At 71.4% G+C, this 15223-nt stretch carries 16 protein-coding genes; 7 read left to right on the top strand and 9 right to left on the bottom strand.

Annotated elements, in window-relative coordinates:
* Positions 1-45: 45 nt before the first annotated feature.
* Complete coding sequence (locus tag IEZ11_RS01275) at positions 46-1527, bottom strand: NsdA family TPR-like regulatory protein (RefSeq protein WP_189260627.1); 1482 nt, start codon at positions 1525-1527, stop codon at positions 46-48.
* A gap of 255 nt (positions 1528-1782) precedes the next feature.
* Between IEZ11_RS01275 and lipB the strand changes: the two genes are divergently transcribed.
* From lipB to IEZ11_RS01245, 6 genes are all read left to right on the top strand, one after another.
* On the top strand, positions 1783-2628 hold the full coding sequence (lipB, locus tag IEZ11_RS01270) for a lipoyl(octanoyl) transferase LipB (protein WP_189260626.1): 846 nt from the start codon (positions 1783-1785) through the stop codon (positions 2626-2628).
* Between the two features lie 132 nt (positions 2629-2760).
* The gene (lipA, locus tag IEZ11_RS01265; RefSeq protein ID WP_189260625.1) at positions 2761-3726 is read left to right on the top strand and encodes a lipoyl synthase; all 966 of its coding nucleotides are present in this window, start codon (positions 2761-2763) and stop codon (positions 3724-3726) included.
* A 246-nt stretch (positions 3727-3972) separates the two neighbouring features.
* Positions 3973-4170 (top strand): SCO2195 family GlnR-regulated protein, encoded by a 198-nt coding sequence (locus IEZ11_RS01260; protein ID WP_089101191.1) that lies wholly within the window; start codon positions 3973-3975, stop codon positions 4168-4170.
* A gap of 69 nt (positions 4171-4239) precedes the next feature.
* A complete protein-coding gene (locus tag IEZ11_RS01255) occupies positions 4240-4944 on the top strand; it encodes a DUF4191 domain-containing protein (RefSeq protein ID WP_189260624.1) in 705 nt (234 codons plus the stop codon).
* Positions 4945-5179: 235 nt separating this feature from the next.
* Positions 5180-6262, top strand: coding sequence for a right-handed parallel beta-helix repeat-containing protein (locus IEZ11_RS01250; RefSeq protein ID WP_189260623.1), 1083 nt, complete (start codon positions 5180-5182; stop codon positions 6260-6262).
* Between the two features lie 111 nt (positions 6263-6373).
* Entirely contained in the window at positions 6374-7369 is a 996-nt protein-coding gene (locus tag IEZ11_RS01245) for a methyltransferase (protein WP_189261092.1), read from the top strand.
* Between the two features lie 81 nt (positions 7370-7450).
* On the opposite strand, the gene IEZ11_RS01240 is transcribed toward IEZ11_RS01245, so the two are convergent.
* The 7 genes from IEZ11_RS01240 to IEZ11_RS01210 are packed head-to-tail and all read right to left on the bottom strand — an operon-like array spanning position 7451 to position 12626.
* Entirely contained in the window at positions 7451-7783 is a 333-nt protein-coding gene (locus IEZ11_RS01240) for a TcmI family type II polyketide cyclase (protein WP_189260622.1), read from the bottom strand.
* A gap of 34 nt (positions 7784-7817) precedes the next feature.
* On the bottom strand, positions 7818-8297 hold the full coding sequence (locus IEZ11_RS01235) for an SRPBCC family protein (RefSeq protein WP_189260621.1): 480 nt from the start codon (positions 8295-8297) through the stop codon (positions 7818-7820).
* Position 8298: 1 nt separating this feature from the next.
* Positions 8299-8550, bottom strand: coding sequence for an acyl carrier protein (locus IEZ11_RS01230; RefSeq protein WP_189260620.1), 252 nt, complete (start codon positions 8548-8550; stop codon positions 8299-8301).
* A 46-nt stretch (positions 8551-8596) separates the two neighbouring features.
* Positions 8597-9841: a ketosynthase chain-length factor gene (locus tag IEZ11_RS01225; RefSeq protein ID WP_189260619.1), complete on the bottom strand. Its 1245-nt coding sequence runs from the start codon at positions 9839-9841 to the stop codon at positions 8597-8599.
* Positions 9838-11106 carry a beta-ketoacyl-[acyl-carrier-protein] synthase family protein gene (locus tag IEZ11_RS01220; protein ID WP_189260618.1) on the bottom strand — a complete coding sequence of 423 codons (1269 nt, stop codon included), beginning with the start codon at positions 11104-11106 and terminating at the stop codon, positions 9838-9840. The genes IEZ11_RS01225 and IEZ11_RS01220 overlap by 4 nt, the downstream gene beginning before the upstream one ends.
* Positions 11103-11516, bottom strand: a complete 414-nt coding sequence (locus tag IEZ11_RS01215; protein ID WP_189260617.1) for a cupin domain-containing protein — start codon at positions 11514-11516, stop codon at positions 11103-11105. Before IEZ11_RS01215 ends, IEZ11_RS01220 begins: the two co-directional genes overlap by 4 nt.
* 39 nt (positions 11517-11555) lie before the next feature.
* Positions 11556-12626 carry a SchA/CurD-like domain-containing protein gene (locus IEZ11_RS01210; RefSeq protein WP_189260616.1) on the bottom strand — a complete coding sequence of 357 codons (1071 nt, stop codon included), beginning with the start codon at positions 12624-12626 and terminating at the stop codon, positions 11556-11558.
* Between the two features lie 213 nt (positions 12627-12839).
* Here IEZ11_RS01210 and IEZ11_RS01205 point away from each other — a divergent pair, with 213 nt between their 5' ends.
* On the top strand, positions 12840-14489 hold the full coding sequence (locus tag IEZ11_RS01205; protein ID WP_189260615.1) for an FAD-dependent oxidoreductase: 1650 nt from the start codon (positions 12840-12842) through the stop codon (positions 14487-14489).
* 139 nt (positions 14490-14628) lie between these two features.
* Here IEZ11_RS01205 and IEZ11_RS01200 read toward each other — a convergent pair whose 3' ends face one another.
* Positions 14629-15096, bottom strand: coding sequence for an RDD family protein (locus IEZ11_RS01200; protein ID WP_189260614.1), 468 nt, complete (start codon positions 15094-15096; stop codon positions 14629-14631).
* Between the last annotated feature and the right edge of the window lie 127 nt (positions 15097-15223).

Below are 15223 nucleotides of genomic sequence, written 5' to 3'. Positions count from 1 at the left end.
TGAGCCACGCGGCGTTCCCCGGTCGCGGCGCCGTGCAGCGGACCGTCAGGCCAGGGCGGCGACCTTCTCGCGGTAGCCCTTCACCGGCGCCGCGTCCTTGTACGGCTCCAGGCGGCGTTCGAAGTCCCTGACGTACTCGATCGCGCGCACCGAGCGCATCTCCGCCGCCGCCCCCGCCGCCTCCACGCCGAGCGCGCACGCCTGGTCGAGTTCGCCGAGGCCCAGCCGGGCGGTGGCGAGGACGACACGGCAGAAGAGCCGGCTGCGGGCGTAGGTGGGCGCACGCAGTTGCAGGGAGCGTTCGGCGTGCTGGGCGGAGGCGCGGAACTGCTGGAGGTCGCGGTGGCAGTGGCCGAACTCGTCGGCGAGCTGCGCCTCGTCGAAGAAGCGGGCCCAGTACGGAACCTCGTCACCGGGGCGAGCCGCCTCCAGCGCCCGTTCCGCGCGGACCAGCGCGCCGGTGCAGGCGCGCACCTCGCCGAGGACCCCGTGGGCGCGGGCCTCGGCCGCGTGCAGCAGCGCCTGCACGACCGGCGGGGCGCTCGTGCCCACCCCCTGCTGGGCGACGCGCGCGAGCTGCACCGCCTCCCGGCCGTGGCCGAGGTAGACCGCCTGGCGGCTCATGGTGACGAGGACGTAGGAGCCGTAGGCCCGGTCCCCCGCCGCCTGCGCGAGACGCAGGGACTGGACGAAGTAGCGCTGGGCGAGGCCGTGCGCGGCGATGTCGTACGACGTCCAGCCCGCGAGCCGGGTCAGGTCCGCCGCCGCGCCGAACAGCCTGCGGCCGGTCTGCTCCCCGTACGTGCCGCGCAGCATCGGCTCGCACTCGTGCTCCAGGTAGCGGACGAGGGCCTGCCGGGCGTGGCCGCCGCCGTACTGGTCGTCGAGGGAGCGGAAGAGTTCGCCGACCGAGCGGAGCGCGGCGATGTCGCCTCCGGTCACCTTCTGGCCGGGCCCGCGCTCGGCCTGTCCGCGCGGCCGCACCGGTGCGAGCGGCACCGGCTTGGACACGGCGGACCGGGTCTGCGCCGGCACCCGGACGGCCCCCGGCGCCGGTGCCGGTGCCGGTTCGCCGCGGGCCACCCTGTCGTCGGCGCGGCCGATCAGCCAGTCCCGGCTGGGCACGACCAGCCCGGCCGGGGTGAACGCGATCTTGCGGAGCTCGGCATGGCTGCCGGAGTCCTTGCGCCACAGCCCGCTGACGATGTCGACGGCCTCCTCGGGGGTGGCGGCGAACTCCAGCCCGGCGTAGACCGGGGCGCAGGCGTCGAGGCCGAGGTCCTGGGCGGTGAGCCGGCGGCCCAGGCGCCGGGTGAAGACCTCGGCGATCAGGGCCGGGGTGGTGCCCCGGGGCTGCTGGCCGCGCAGCCACCGGGTGACCGACGTCTTGTCGTATCTGAGATCCAGCCCGTGTTCGAGGCCGAGTTGGTCGACGCGACGGGCCAGACCCGCGTTGGAGAACCCCGCTTCTGCGATGAGCGCGGCGAGCTGACGGTTGGGGGTGCGCTGCGCGGGTCGGTCCGTCATCTGGGATGCGGTCTCCTGCCTTCTGGCTCAGCTCGGTCGCTTGTGCCCGGATTGCCGGTGAGCAGCCCTTTTGGCGCTCATGGACGGCGCGAATGTAGCGGAGAGTGAGCAGCCGATCGCACATCTCGACGTTCATTCATCCGATCGTGTGAGGATTAACCCCGGAGCTGACGCGCGACGGCCGGACGTACAGTGGCTTGGGCGCGTTATGTGCCTGACACACTTATCGCCTTATCGCCGAGGGAGGCGCTTGCCGTGAGTGAGTTGCGGTTCGTCCGCATGGGGTTCGGCGCGGACGCCGTCGAGTACCAGGAGGCATGGGACGAGCAGCGCCGGGTGCACGCGGCGCGTTTCGCCGACGAGGTGCCCGACACGGTCCTGCTGCTCGAACACCCCCCGGTGTACACGGCGGGCCGCCGCACCGCGGACAACGAGCGCCCCCTCGACGGCACCCCGGTCATCGACGTGGACCGCGGCGGCAAGATCACCTGGCACGGTCCGGGCCAGCTGGTGGGCTACCCGATCCAGAAGCTCCCGCGCCCGGTGGACGTGGTCGCGCACGTACGGCGGCTGGAGGAGGCGCTGATCCGGGTCTGCGCCGAGTTCGGCCTGGAGACCAGCCGGGTCGAGGGGCGCAGCGGGGTGTGGGTGCTCGGCGACCCGGTGGAGCAGCGGCCGCAGGCCTGGGGGTCCCCCCGGCCGGAGGCCGGGGGAGGGCTCTCCCTGGACCTCGACCCCCGGCTGACGGACGAGGAGTTCGACCCGCGCCTCAACGGCCCGGAGTACGCGCCCTCCAACGCCGGCCAGCGCCGCGAGGACCGCAAGATCGCCGCGATCGGCATCCGGGTGGCCAAGGGCGTGACCATGCACGGTTTCGCCCTCAACGTGAACCCGGACAACAAGTGGTTCGACCGGATCATCCCGTGCGGCATCCGGGACGCGGGCGTCGCCTCCCTCGCGGCCGAGCTGGGCCGGAACGTGACGATCGAGGAGGTGCTGCCGGTGGCGGAACGGCACCTGAGGGACGTCCTGGAGAACGCGGAACTCAAGCCGAGGGTGATCGAGAAGGCGCCGGCATCCGTCAGCCCGTCCGGCGTTTGAGGACGAGGCCGTTCAGGCCGAATCGGGGGTCTGGGGGCGGCAGCCCCCAGGGGGCCAGCACCCACACCGGGCATTCAAATCAACGGGCGTACCCTGAAGGTCGCCGAAGAATCAATCGCTAGGGAGCCGGTCGTGTCCGCAGTCTCACCCGACGGACGCAAGATGCTGCGCCTGGAGGTCCGCAACGCCGAGACCCCCATCGAGCGCAAGCCCGAGTGGATCAAGACGCGGGCGAAAATGGGCCCCGAGTACACGAAGATGCAGAACCTCGTGAAGAGCGAGGGCCTGCACACGGTGTGCCAGGAAGCCGGCTGCCCCAACATCTACGAGTGCTGGGAGGACCGCGAGGCGACCTTCCTCATCGGCGGCGACCAGTGCACCCGGCGCTGCGACTTCTGCCAGATCGACACCGGCAAGCCCGAGGCGCTGGACCGCGACGAGCCGCGCCGGGTGGGCGAGTCCGTGGTCACCATGGACCTGAACTACGCGACTATCACCGGCGTCGCCCGTGACGACCTCGCGGACGGCGGCGCCTGGCTGTACGCGGAGACGGTCCGCCAGATCCACGCGCAGACGGCGGGCCGCGAGGCCGGCCGTACCAAGGTCGAGCTCCTCGCCCCCGACTTCAACGCGGTCCCCGAGCAGCTCGCCGAGGTCTTCTCCTCGCGCCCCGAGGTCTTCGCGCACAACGTCGAGACCGTGCCCCGGATCTTCAAGCGGATCCGCCCCGGCTTCCGCTACGAGCGCTCGCTCAAGGTCATCACGGCCGCCCGCGACTTCGGCCTGGTCACCAAGTCCAACCTCATCCTCGGCATGGGCGAGACCCGCGAGGAGGTCGGCGAGGCGCTGCGCCAGCTGCACGAGGCCGGCTGCGAGCTGGTCACCATCACGCAGTACCTGCGCCCGAGCGTGCGGCACCACCCCGTGGAGCGCTGGGTCAAGCCGCAGGAGTTCGTGGAGCTGAAGGAGGAGGCCGAGCAGATCGGTTTCTCCGGCGTCATGTCCGGCCCGCTCGTCCGGTCCTCGTACCGCGCCGGCCGCCTGTACCAGATGGCCGTCGAGAAGCGGGGCACGTTCATCGCCGCACAGGCGGTCTGACGGCCGGGAAGACCCGGCCGCCGCGCGTGTGAATTCACGCACAAACTATTACCGACCAGTAATGACCGAATGGCTGCGGTCCTGACCGTCCTCGCTGATGAGGGCGTACGTCAGGACCGCGGCCGCGTTCCGGGCCCGCGCGTCAAGGCTTCATTGGCGTTTGACCGGTCGGTCACGCCCTGGTAACACCGAACAGTGACCCTGGTATCACAGCACGTACACCCACTTCGAGGGGGGACCTCCACCATGCAGGCCGCGCCCGTTCGCGCCACCGCGATCCCGTCCTTCACCGACGCACTGCGCGCCGTCGAGTCGCTCCTCATGAGCGGCGGCCAGCGCACCGCCCGCCAGAACGCCTGGACCTCCGTGCTGGAGGACCGCCGTCGCGCCAAGGACCGGGTCGAGGCGCAGCACTTCCTCGAGCAGGCCGCCGGCCGCTCCTGACGCCCCTCAGCGGCCTCCGCCGGGGCACTGCCGTCGTCGGCACTCCCGGGGCCACGTAGACTTCGGGGCATGGCGAGGAAGGAACCCGCAGCGGACGCTGCGAATGCGGGACGACTGAAGCAGATCGTCCTGACGTACAAGATGACGCGCAAGGCCGACAAGATGATCGGTCTCGTGCTTGCCGGTGTCGGTCTCGGCACCCTTGCTGTCTTCCTCGTGATCGGCTTCCTGATCGGCCACCCGGTCTATCTGGGCATCCTGGGCCTGCTGCTCGCCTTCCTCGCGACGGCGATCGTCTTCGGCCGACGGGCCGAGCGGGCGGCCTTCGGCCAGATGGAGGGCCAGCCGGGCGCTGCGGCAGCCGTTCTGGACAACATCGGGCGGGGCTGGACGACGACGCCGGCGGTGGCGATGAACCGCAGCCAGGACGTGGTGCACCGGGCGGTCGGCAAGGCCGGCATCGTCCTGGTCGCCGAGGGCAACCCGAACCGGGTGAAGACCCTGCTGGCCGCCGAGAAGAAGAAGATGGCCCGGATCGTGGCCGACGTGCCGGTGCACGACGTGATCGTGGGCACGGGCGAGGGCCAGGTCGGGCTGAAGAAGCTGCGCACCACGATGCTCAAGTTCCCCCGCGTACTGACCGGCCCCCAGGTGACGACGACCAACGACCGGCTGCGGGCGATGGGCGACCTGATGTCCAACATGCCATTGCCGAAGGGTCCGATGCCGCGGGGCATGCGGATGCCGAAGGGCGGCGGCGGCAAGGCCCGCTGAGCCCACCTCCCCGACCACTGCTGCGACGATGGGGGCGCCCGGATCACTCCGGGCGCCCCCATCGTCGTAGGACCACTGCCTGCCCGCCGGTTCGACGGCGGACGAATCGGCCGCGGCCCACTCGCTCCACCGGATTTTCCACTTACCTGTGCGCGTGCGGCCTTCGCGACCGTGACACGCCGCCGAACGGAGCATCAGGCGGGTTGTCGGGTCATCCGCTCCTAACCTCTCAAATGTGACAAAACGCCATATCGCATACCTCGCCTGTGCAGCCGCCCTGTGCGGCTCCCTCATCGGCGCCGCTCCGGCGACCGCCTCGCATCGCGTTCTCCAGGTGCACCCGGGTGAGTCCATCCAGAAGGCGGTCGACGCCGCCCAGCCCGGCGACACGGTCCTCCTCGCGGCCGGCACCTACCACGAGAGCGTCAAGGTGACCACGCCCGGCCTCACGCTGCGCGGCGCGGGCCCGGACACCGTGCTCAAGCCGGGCAAGAAGGTGAAGAGCAGCGCGAAGAAGGCCGCCCAGAAGTCCTGCGCCGAGATGGGCAACGGCATCTGCGTGGTCGGCGCCAAGAAGCAGCCCGTCGAGGACGTCACCATCGCCCGCATGACCGTGACCGGGTTCTCCCGGATCGGCGTCATGGCCGTGGGCGCGGCCAACCTGCACGTGCACGGCGTGGAAGCCGTGAAGAACGGGCAGTGGGGCCTCGCCGAGGAGCGCTCGGTGCACAGCACGTACCGGTACAACGTGGCCCGCAACAACGGCGACGCGGGCATCTTCCTCGCCAACTCCGTCACCACGGAGAAGGGCGCGGTCGACACCGGCGGCACGGTCGTCGAGCACAACCGCCTGGAGGGCAACCGGATCGGCGTCACCGTCCGCCGGCTGCGCAACCTCACCGTCTCCGACAACACGGTGACCGGGAACTGCGCGGGCGTGTTCGTCGTCGGCGACGAGAACAAGCCGAAGGCCGGTCACCTGACCGTCGCCGACAACAAGGTCGTCAAGAACAACAAGTACTGCAAGAAGACCGCCCGGCTGGCCTTCCTCCAGGGCATCGGCATCGTCCTGACCGGCACCGAGGACACCCTGGTCACCGGCAACACGGTCACCGGCAACTCCGGCAAGTCCCCGCTGTCGGGCGGTGTCGTGGTCTTCAAGAGCTTCGTGGGCGTCTCCAGCGACAAGAACCAGATCACCCGCAACAAGCTGTCGGGCAACGCCCCCGCCGACCTGGTCAACCAGGAAGCCACCAAGCACGGGAACAGCTTCAAGCAGAACACCTGCAAGAAGTCCAAGCCCGCGGGCCTGTGCTGACCTGACGGCCCTGCGACACCCCACACGGAAGGAAGGCGGCACATGACCGCACCAGCACGCGACCTCCCGACGTCGGCCGAGAGGCCGGCAGCGGACGCTCCGCCGCCGTCGATGCGGCTGCGCGAGCTCGTGTTCGGGGCGGCCTGTGCCGCCGCCGTCCGCGCGGCCGCCCGGCTGCGCGTCGCCGACGCGCTCGGGGACGCACCCATGACCGTGGAGAGCCTGGCGTCCGCGGTGAGGACCGACCCCAAGCCGCTGCGCCGGCTGCTGCGCGCCCTGTCCTGCTACGGCGTCTTCGCCGAGCGGCCGGACGGGACGTTCGCCCACACCGACACCTCCCGGCTGCTGCGCGAGGACGACCCGCACAGCCTGCGCTACATCGCCCTGTGGTGCACCGAGCCGTGGACCTGGGACGCCTGGCCGATGCTCGACGAGGCCGTGAAGAGCGGCCGTAACGTCGTCGAGGATCTCTACGGCAAGGAGTTCTTCGTCTATCTGAACGAGGACGCGCCGGAGTCGGCGGACGTCTTCAACCGGGCGATGACCACCTCCAGCGAGCAGTCGGCCCGGGAGGTCGCCGCGCTGCTCGACCTGTCCGGGAGCCGCTCGGTCGCGGACCTCGGCGGCGGGCAGGGGCACGTGGTGGCCAGCCTGCTGGACAAGTACCCGGCGATGAAGGGCTACCTGCTGGATCTGCCCAAGGTGGTGGAGAAGGCGCTGCCCCGGCTGCGCGAGGGCGGCGACCTCGCGGACCGGGCGAGCATCGTGCCCGGTGACATCCGGGAGGCCGTGCCGGTCGACTCGGACGTCTACGTCATCAAGAACATCCTGGAGTGGGACGACGAGTCCACCGCGCGGCTGCTCGCCAACGTGACCGCGGCGGGCGGGCCCGGGGCCCGGGTGGTGGTCATCGAGAACCTGGTCGACGACACCCCGTCGATGCGGTTCAGCACCGCGATGGACCTGCTGCTCCTGCTGAACGTCGGCGGGGCCAAGCACACCACCGACAGCATGGTGCGCCGGCTGACGGAGGCGGGCCTGAGCGTCAACGACATCCGGCCGGTCAACCCGTACCTGCACGCCTTCGACTGCACGGTGCCCGTCTGACGCCGGTCGCCCGGCACACGCCGGTGCCGGGCCCGCGTCGTACGCGGGTCCGGCACCGTCGGCGTACGGCGGTACGCGGGTTCACGCGCCGCCGTCGCGCTCCCAGAGATAGAAGCGCTGGGCCATCGCGTCCTTCGGGGAACGCCAGGTCTCCGGGTCGTACGCGCTGACGTACGCCGTGAGACGGTCGCTGACGTCCCTGAACTCGGGGTGCGAGGTGATCTTGGCGATGGCCGGTCCCGGCTCGCGCTCGGACTCGATGAGGTGCATGTACACATCACCGAACTGGAAGAGGCTGCGCCGGGTGACCCCGACGAGGTGCGGCAGCTCTCCCCGGTCGGACTCCGCGAACACCTTCGCGATGTCGGGGGCGGAGCCCGGTGCCATACGGGCGACGATCAGGGCCTGGTGCACGTGTCTCTCCGTTCCTGTCTTCCTGGCGGCCGGTTCAGTCGGCGAGGGCCGGATCGGGGCGTCGGCCGGTGGCGGCCTTCTCGATCTTGTCGCGGATCAGGCCCAGCTGGATCTTGGAGTTCTTGTTGATGTTGTCGGTCATCCAGTCGTCGTCGACGGGGGCCTCCGGCTTCATCGCGAAGTCCTGGGTCCAGGTCATCCGGGTGCCGGCGGGGACCTCCTCGTACCGCCAGAGGATGTCCATGTGGGCGAACGGGCCGGTCTCGACCCGGCGGGCCTTGACGCGGAGGTTGCGGCGGTCCGCCTCGCGCTCGGAGACCCAGCTCCACACCTTGCCGTTCTCGTCGGGGTGCATGGTCAGCCGGAAGGTGACCTTGTTCCCCACCTCTTCGAGGATCTCGGCGGAGGCGTACTCGCTGAACAGCTGGGGCCAGTTGGCCACGTCGTTGGTCATGTCCCAGACCAGGTCGACGGGCGCCGCGATGGTGATCTCGTTCTGGGTGTGTCCGGTCATGTCAGGCTCCCGCGGGCATGGCGCTGTTGACGAGGTCGAGGAACTGGCGGGGCGTCCTGCACCGCTCGGCGTCGACCGGCATCGGCACACCGTGCCGGTTCTCCAGCTCGCCGACGATGCCGAGCAGGCCGAGCGAGTCGACGCCGAGGACGTCGAAGCCGCTGTCGGCCCGGTCCTGGAGGTCGGCCGGGGAGACGGTGACGCCGGCGGCCTTCTTCATGAGTTCGGACAGTTCGTCCACGGTGATGCTCATAGGAACTCCTTCTGCTTCGCTGCCGGGGGCAGCTGGTGTGTTCGACTCACTCGGCCGCGCCGTGGCGCAGCACGAGCGCCGAGTTCGACCCCATGAGGCCCCGGCTGAGCACCAGTGCCGTGCGTGGCCGCGCGGCACGGGCGCTGCCGGTCACGAGGTCGAGGTCGTGGCAGATGTCGAAGACGCCCGGGGTCGGCGGGATCAGCCCGTGCTCCATGGCCAGCACCGCGGCGGCGGTGTCGAGGACGGGGGCCGCGCAGTAGCCGCGGCCGATCCCGGTCTTGGGCGCGGTGACCGGCACCCGCCTGCCGTGGGCGCCGAGGACGTCGGTGATGGCCAGCGCCTCCGCCCGGTCGGCCTCGGGCACGCCGAGGGCGTCGGCGAAGACCACGTCGACCTCCTCGGGGGCGCAGCCGGCCTCGGCCAGCGCCCCGCGGATCGCCTGGGCGAGCCCGGCCCGGGACTCGGCCCAGCGGGAGGCCCCGGTGAAGGTCGACGCGTGGCCGTCGAGGGTGGCGCGTACCGGCAGCCCGCGCCGGCGGGCCGAGCCGGTGTCCTCGATAACGAGCATGGCGCCGCCCTCGGCCGGCACGAACCCGCAGGCCTGCTCGGTGAACGGGCGGTAGGCGCGGGCCGGGTCGGTCTCCCGGCTGAGCTCCTCGTAGCCGAGCTGGCAGACCACCGAGTAGGGAGCTATCGGTGCCTCGGTGGAGCCGGCCACGATGACGTCCGTACCGCGGCGGACCGCACGGGCGGCATGGGCGAGGGCGTCCAGGCCGCCGGCCTCGTCGGCGGCGACCACCGAGCAGGGGCCCTTGAAGCCGCGCCGGATGGAGATCTGGCCGGTGCTGGCCGCGTAGAACCAGGCGATGGACTGGTAGGGGCCGACGAACCGGCTGCCCTTGCCCCAGAGCTGCTGGAGTTCGCGCTGGCCGAACTCGCCGCCTCCGGAGCCGGCCGCGGTGACCACGCCGATGTCGAACGGCGAGCCGTCGGTGTCGGCGCGGCCGAGCCGGGCGTCCTCCAGTGCCAGGTCGGCCGCGGCCATCGCGAAGTGCGTGAAGCGGTCGGTCTGGACGATGAGGCGTTCCTCGACGGCGGCCGCGGGGTCGAAGTCGCGGACCTCGCCGGCCACCTTCATGGGCAGGTGCTCGCAGCCCTCACGGGTCACCTTGTCGAGGACGTTGCGTCCCTCCTGGACGGATTTCCAGAAGGTGTCGGTGCTGGTTCCGTTGGGCGCGACGACACCGATGCCGGTGACGGCCGCCCGGCGGGAACGGGGTTCGCTCATCGTGTCCGTCCTCTCTGCCGGGTCAGGATCACCGCGGACTGGAAGCCGCCGAACCCGCTGCCCACGGACAGGACGCCGCCGAGCTTCCGTTCGCGGGCGACCCGCGGCACGTAGTCGAGGTCGCACTCGGGGTCGGGGGTCTCGTAGTTCGCGGTGGGCGGGACGACCTGGTGGGCCAGGGCGAGCACACAGGCGACGACCTCGATGGCGCCGATCGCACCGAGCGAGTGGCCCACCATGGACTTGATGGAGCTCATGGGCGTGCTGTACGCGTGCTGTCCGAGCGCCTTCTTCACGGCGGCGGTCTCGTGGCGGTCGTTCTGCCGGGTGCCGGAGCCGTGCGCGTTGACGTAGTCGATGGCGGTGGGGTCGAGGCGGGCGTGGTCCAGGGCGGTCTCGATGGCGCGGGCCATCTCCAGGCCCTCGCTGGTGAGACCGGTCATGTGGTAGGCGTTGCCGAAGGTGGCGTAGCCGTCGAGCTGGCAGTAGATGTGCGCGCCGCGGGCCTTGGCGTGCTCCAGCTCCTCCAGGACGAGCACCGCGCCGCCCTCGCCCATGACGAACCCGTCGCGGCGGTTGTCGAAGGGCCGGGAGGCGTGCTCGGGGTCGTCGTTGTTGGGGGAGGTGGCCTTGATCGCGTCGAAGCAGGCCATGGTGATCGGTGAGATCGGGGAGTCCGAGGCACCGGCGATGCAGATGTCGGCGCGGCCCTCCTGGACGGTGTGGAAGGCGTAGCCGACGGCGTCCAGGCCGGAGGTGCAGCCGGTGGAGACGGTCTGGACCGGACCCTGGGCGCCGAAACGTTCCGCCACCGCGGAGGCCAGGGTGCTCGGGGAGAACGCCCGGTGCAGCTGGGGCTGGGCCTGCCGGTGGTCCACGTCCCAGCGCTGTCCGGCGCCGCTCACCAGGACGTAGTCGTGCTCCAGGCGGGTGGTGCCGCCGACCGCCGTGCCCAGGGAGACCCCGATCCGCCAGGGGTCCTCCCGGCCGAGGTCGAGCCCGGAGTCCCGGACCGCCTCGTCGCCGGCGACCAGGGCGAACTGTATGTACCGGTCCGCCCGTTCGATCTCCTCGGCGTCCAGGCCGTGCGCCGCCGGGTCGAAGTCGCACTCGGCGGCGATCCGCGACCTGAGGCCCGAGGGGTCGAAGAAGGTGATGCCGCGCGTCGCGGTCCGGCCCGAGGCGAGCAGATCCCAGAACGCCGGTACGCCCACACCCCCCGGAGCCACGATGCCTATGCCCGTAACCGCCACGCGCCGGGTCACGACCGGACCTGCCCCACGGCGACGGCTTCCGTCTCCTCGGTGTCGACGTGGCCCTGGCTCGGGCGCGGGGCCAGCGGGCCGAGGTGGAAGACGATCCGGGCCTCGACATTGCCCACGTTGCGGAAGCGGTGCTTCATGTTGATGGGGATCATCAGGCCCTGCTCGGGCCGCAGCGGGTGCGGTTCGCCGTCCAGGTCGACCTCCATGTCGCCGCACACGACGTACACGAACTCCTCGGAGTACGGGTGGTAGTGCTCGGCGATGCGGTCGCCGGGCTGCACGATGGCCACACCCATGAAACCGCTGGTGGAACCCACCGTGGCCGGGGTGAGCATGGCGCGCAGATCGCCGCCGCGCCGGGTGTTGGGCTCGACCTCGCTGAGGTCCACGATCTTCGGAATGGGCTGCATGTCTGCGTTCCTCCGTGGGGGTGATGCGACGGTGAAGGGTCAGGCGTCCGGCGAGCGGCGGTCGGTGATGAGCTCCATCCGGACCGCGTCGCCGTCCAGCAGGGCGGTCAGCGCGTGGGCCGGGGTGAGGTCCGCGGGCGTGCCGGGCCGCTGCTCGACCAGGCGGACGACCACGTCGTCACGCTGGAAGACCGTGCTGTGCAGCACCGGGCTCGCCGGGTCGTCGGCCGCGGCCTCGTCCTGCTGGGCGAGCAGTTCCGCGAGCCGCATCCCGCAGCCCGGACGGGCCGGGTAGTACAGCGCGTGGCGCTCGCCCTCGGCCGGCTCCTCGACGCCGACGTGGTGCACGGCGGGCAGCGCCGCCCGGGTGAAGAACACCCGTGCGGACTCCTGGTCGTCGAGGTCGCGGTCCTGTTCCAGGTAGGGGTTGATGGCCTCCTCGACGGCCCGCACCTCGGGCTGCCGGGCGACGTGGCGCAGGGCGGCCATCAGCTCGCCGCGCACCTCGATGGCGCGCACCACCCGGTTTCCGTGCATGAACAGGGAGGTACGGCAGAGCCGGGTGGAGTCGTCGACCTTCGCCTGGGGCGAGGCGTAGTCGGCGAGGATCCTCGCGACCTCGGCCTCGCTGCCCGGCCGGACCGTGAAGGTGAGCGCGTGGCGGATCACGCCGTCGCCCATCCGGGGGTGGGCCTGAAGGACGCGTTCGGCGTCCGCCGACGGGCCGCCGGTCTCCCGTACGACGTGGAAGCGGAGCGAGCGGGTGTCGCGGACGCAGTTGTGCAGCGGCTTCACCATCTCCACGTGCTCCTCGCTGTTCACCCAGGCGAGGAACGGCGGGGCGCTCTCCCACTCGCTGGTGATCAGCCACTGCGAGGGGTTCTCGATCGACTGGCAGAGCTGGTCGCTGACGTGGCCGGGCACCTTGGCGACCTGGCTGCACAGCTGCTCGTAGGCCTCCAGGAACTGCTGCTGCGCGCCGTCGTAGACCTCCACCAGCAGGACGACCCGGAGCCGGGCGCCGTCGAAGACGGACTGGGAGACCCGTGTCGACACCGGGCGGGTCGTTCGGGTCGGCTTTTCCGAAACCTTTTCCGAGATCGTCGTCATGCTTCGCACATCTCCTTCGCTGGGGCAGCGGCCTGCGCCTTCGCCGATGACGCGGCGTCAGCGCTTCTTGATCCTGTGCCGGTCCTCGGATGCGCGCGACTCGCGTGAACCAGGTGGGTGATTGAGCACGCGGAACCCCTCCGGGAGGGGTCCGGACGGGGCATGGACGTTTCGACGCACCTGACGCACCAACACCCGCCTCTGGAGTGCCCGATGCAGCAGCGAACCGATCACCAGGTCCCCGTCCTCGTGGTGGGCGGCTCCCTCGTGGGCCTGTCCATGTCCCTCTTCCTGGGCCGTCTCGGCGTCCGCCACATGCTCGTCGAGAGACACTCCGGGACCTCGATCCACCCACGTGGCCGGGGCAACAACGTGCGGACGATGGAGCTGTTCCGGAGAGCGGGCATCGAGCCGGACATCAAGGCCGCGGCCTCCCTGCTCGCCGACAACCACGGCATCCTGCAGACCCCGACGCTGGTCGGCGACGCCGGCGAGTGGCTGTTCAAGGAGATCGATCCCGGCGGCGGACTGGCGAGGTTCAGCCCGACGGGCTGGTGCCTGTGCAGCCAGAACGACCTCGAACCGGTGCTCCGCCGGGCGGCCGAGTCCCTCACCGGCGAGCTGCGCTACTTCCACGAGATGGAGTCCTTCGAGCAGGGCCCCGAAGGAGTGACGGCGTACGTCCGTGACCGTGACTCCGACCGGATGTACACCGTCCGTGCGGACTACCTGGTCGCGGCCGACGGGCCGCGCTCCCCGGTCCGCGGCCGGCTCGGCATCGGCCAGGAGGGTCCCGGCGACCTGTTCGCGAACGTCAGCATCACCTTCCGCTCCAAGCTGCTCCAGAACACGGTCGGCGACCGCCGCTTCATCTGCTGCTACCTGACCGACCCGGAGGCGGACGGCGCCCTGCTCCCCGTCGACAACAAGGAGCGCTGGGTCTTCCACGCGCCCTGGCATCCCGAACGCGGCGAGACCCTCGACGAGTTCACGGAGGAGCGGCTCACCCGGCACATCCGCCGGGCGGTCGGCGTCCCCGGCCTCGATGTCGAGATCACCGGCCGCGCGTCCTGGCGGGCGGCCGAACGGGTCGCCGAACGGTACTCGTCCGGGCGGGTCTTCCTGGCCGGCGACTCCGCGCACGAGATGTCCCCGACCGGGGCCTTCGGCTCCAACACCGGCATCCAGGACGCCCACAACCTGGCCTGGAAGCTGGCGGCGGTGCTCGACGGCTGGGCCGGCCCGGGGCTCCTGGACTCCTACGACGCCGAACGCCGCCCGGTCGCCCACGCCACCAGCGCCCGCGCCTCCGCCCGCTCCGTCGAGCACAGCCACCCCGGCTTCGCGCCGGCCCCCGGCATCGGCGCGGGCAAGCGGGGCGGCATCCTCAACATCGTCCTCGGCTACCGGTACCCGAAGGGGGCGGTCATCGGGGCCGACCCGGAGCACCCGCTGGTACCCGACGGGATGAACCTCACCGGCCAGCCGGGCAGCCGGGCGCCGCACCTGTGGGTGCGCCGGGAGGGGCAGCGGGTGTCCACGCTCGACCTCTACGAGCGCTCACTGGTGCTGCTGAGCGACGCGGACTCGGCCGGGGGCGCGGCCTGGCATGCGGCGGCGCGGCGGATCGCGGACACGGAGCGGCTGCGGCTGGACACGTACCGCGTCGGGGCGGCGGGGTCCGCGGCCGATCTCGTGTACGACGCGGAGGGCGGCGACTGGGCGGCCGCGCACGGTACGACGGCGGACGGGGCGGTGCTGGTGCGGCCGGACGGGTTCGTGGCATGGCGCTCGGAGGGCGCGGTCCCCGACCCGGAGGGAGAGCTGCGGGAGGTACTGGCGCGGGTACTGCGGAGGAGGTGAGCCGGGGTGGGGGCGGGCCGGGGGTGGGGACGCTCACCGGCGCTTGCCGGGTGCCTCCCCCAGCCTTCGGCCGGGGGGACCCCCAGCGCCCACCCGTGCCGCCCTGCGGCACGCCTGCCCGCAGCTATGTGACCCGCACCTACATACGCACCTCTACGGTCTTCGCCAGCCGGTCGTGCAGGCCCCTGCCGTCCCGGTCCCAGACCAGCGCCGGGATCGCGAGGCACAGCAGCACCGTGCGGGCCAGTGCGCGCAGCGGCTGCACGCGGCCGGTGTCGACGCCGACCACCCGCAGCCGGAACAGCCGCTTACCCGGCGTGAACCCGAGCGTACCGACCGTCAGGACGCCCAGGGCGAGGAAGACGAGCAGGGCCCAGTTGCCGGTCGCCGGGGTGTAGCCGTCGGTGATCAGGCCGTATGCGATCAACACGCACAGCGCCCAGTCCACGACCAGCGCACCGAGCCGCCGCCCCGGACGGGCGATGGAGCCCGGTCCGTCCTCGGGCAGACCCAGCTGCTCGCCCCGGTACCCGAACTCCGCACCGGCCTCTTCCATGGCCGCACGGGGTCCGGAGAGCCACGATCCGATTGCTTGCCTGTTGTCCACCCGTCCACGGTACTGGGCCCGGCCGGGGCCCTGGGTCGGCGGGGTGCCACGGGCTACGGTGGAACCGAAGTCGGTTAACTTCAGCGAAACAAACGGGTCACGCCCGAGAAATCACCCGTCCCTAGTG

Source organism: Streptomyces fuscichromogenes, from assembly GCF_014645815.1.
GTDB classification, from domain to species: domain Bacteria; phylum Actinomycetota; class Actinomycetes; order Streptomycetales; family Streptomycetaceae; genus Streptomyces; species Streptomyces fuscichromogenes.
This window is presented reverse-complemented; position numbering and strand designations above follow the sequence as displayed.

What these genes read in the sequence shown, in the direction of transcription:
- IEZ11_RS01255 (WP_189260624.1), top strand. Translation starts at nt 4,240, where the DNA reads ATGGCGAGGAAGGAACCCGCAGCGGACGCTGCGAATGCGGGACGACTG.
- IEZ11_RS01245 (WP_189261092.1), top strand. Translation starts at nt 6,374, where the DNA reads ATGCGGCTGCGCGAGCTCGTGTTCGGGGCGGCCTGTGCCGCCGCCGTC.
- IEZ11_RS01235 (WP_189260621.1), bottom strand. Translation starts at nt 8,297, where the DNA reads ATGACCGGACACACCCAGAACGAGATCACCATCGCGGCGCCCGTCGAC.
- IEZ11_RS01215 (WP_189260617.1), bottom strand. Translation starts at nt 11,516, where the DNA reads ATGCAGCCCATTCCGAAGATCGTGGACCTCAGCGAGGTCGAGCCCAAC.
- IEZ11_RS01205 (WP_189260615.1), top strand. Translation starts at nt 12,840, where the DNA reads ATGCAGCAGCGAACCGATCACCAGGTCCCCGTCCTCGTGGTGGGCGGC.
- IEZ11_RS01210 (WP_189260616.1), bottom strand. Translation starts at nt 12,626, where the DNA reads ATGACGACGATCTCGGAAAAGGTTTCGGAAAAGCCGACCCGAACGACC.
- IEZ11_RS01260 (WP_089101191.1), top strand. Translation starts at nt 3,973, where the DNA reads ATGCAGGCCGCGCCCGTTCGCGCCACCGCGATCCCGTCCTTCACCGAC.
- IEZ11_RS01230 (WP_189260620.1), bottom strand. Translation starts at nt 8,550, where the DNA reads ATGAGCATCACCGTGGACGAACTGTCCGAACTCATGAAGAAGGCCGCC.
- IEZ11_RS01225 (WP_189260619.1), bottom strand. Translation starts at nt 9,841, where the DNA reads ATGAGCGAACCCCGTTCCCGCCGGGCGGCCGTCACCGGCATCGGTGTC.
- IEZ11_RS01275 (WP_189260627.1), bottom strand. Translation starts at nt 1,527, where the DNA reads ATGACGGACCGACCCGCGCAGCGCACCCCCAACCGTCAGCTCGCCGCG.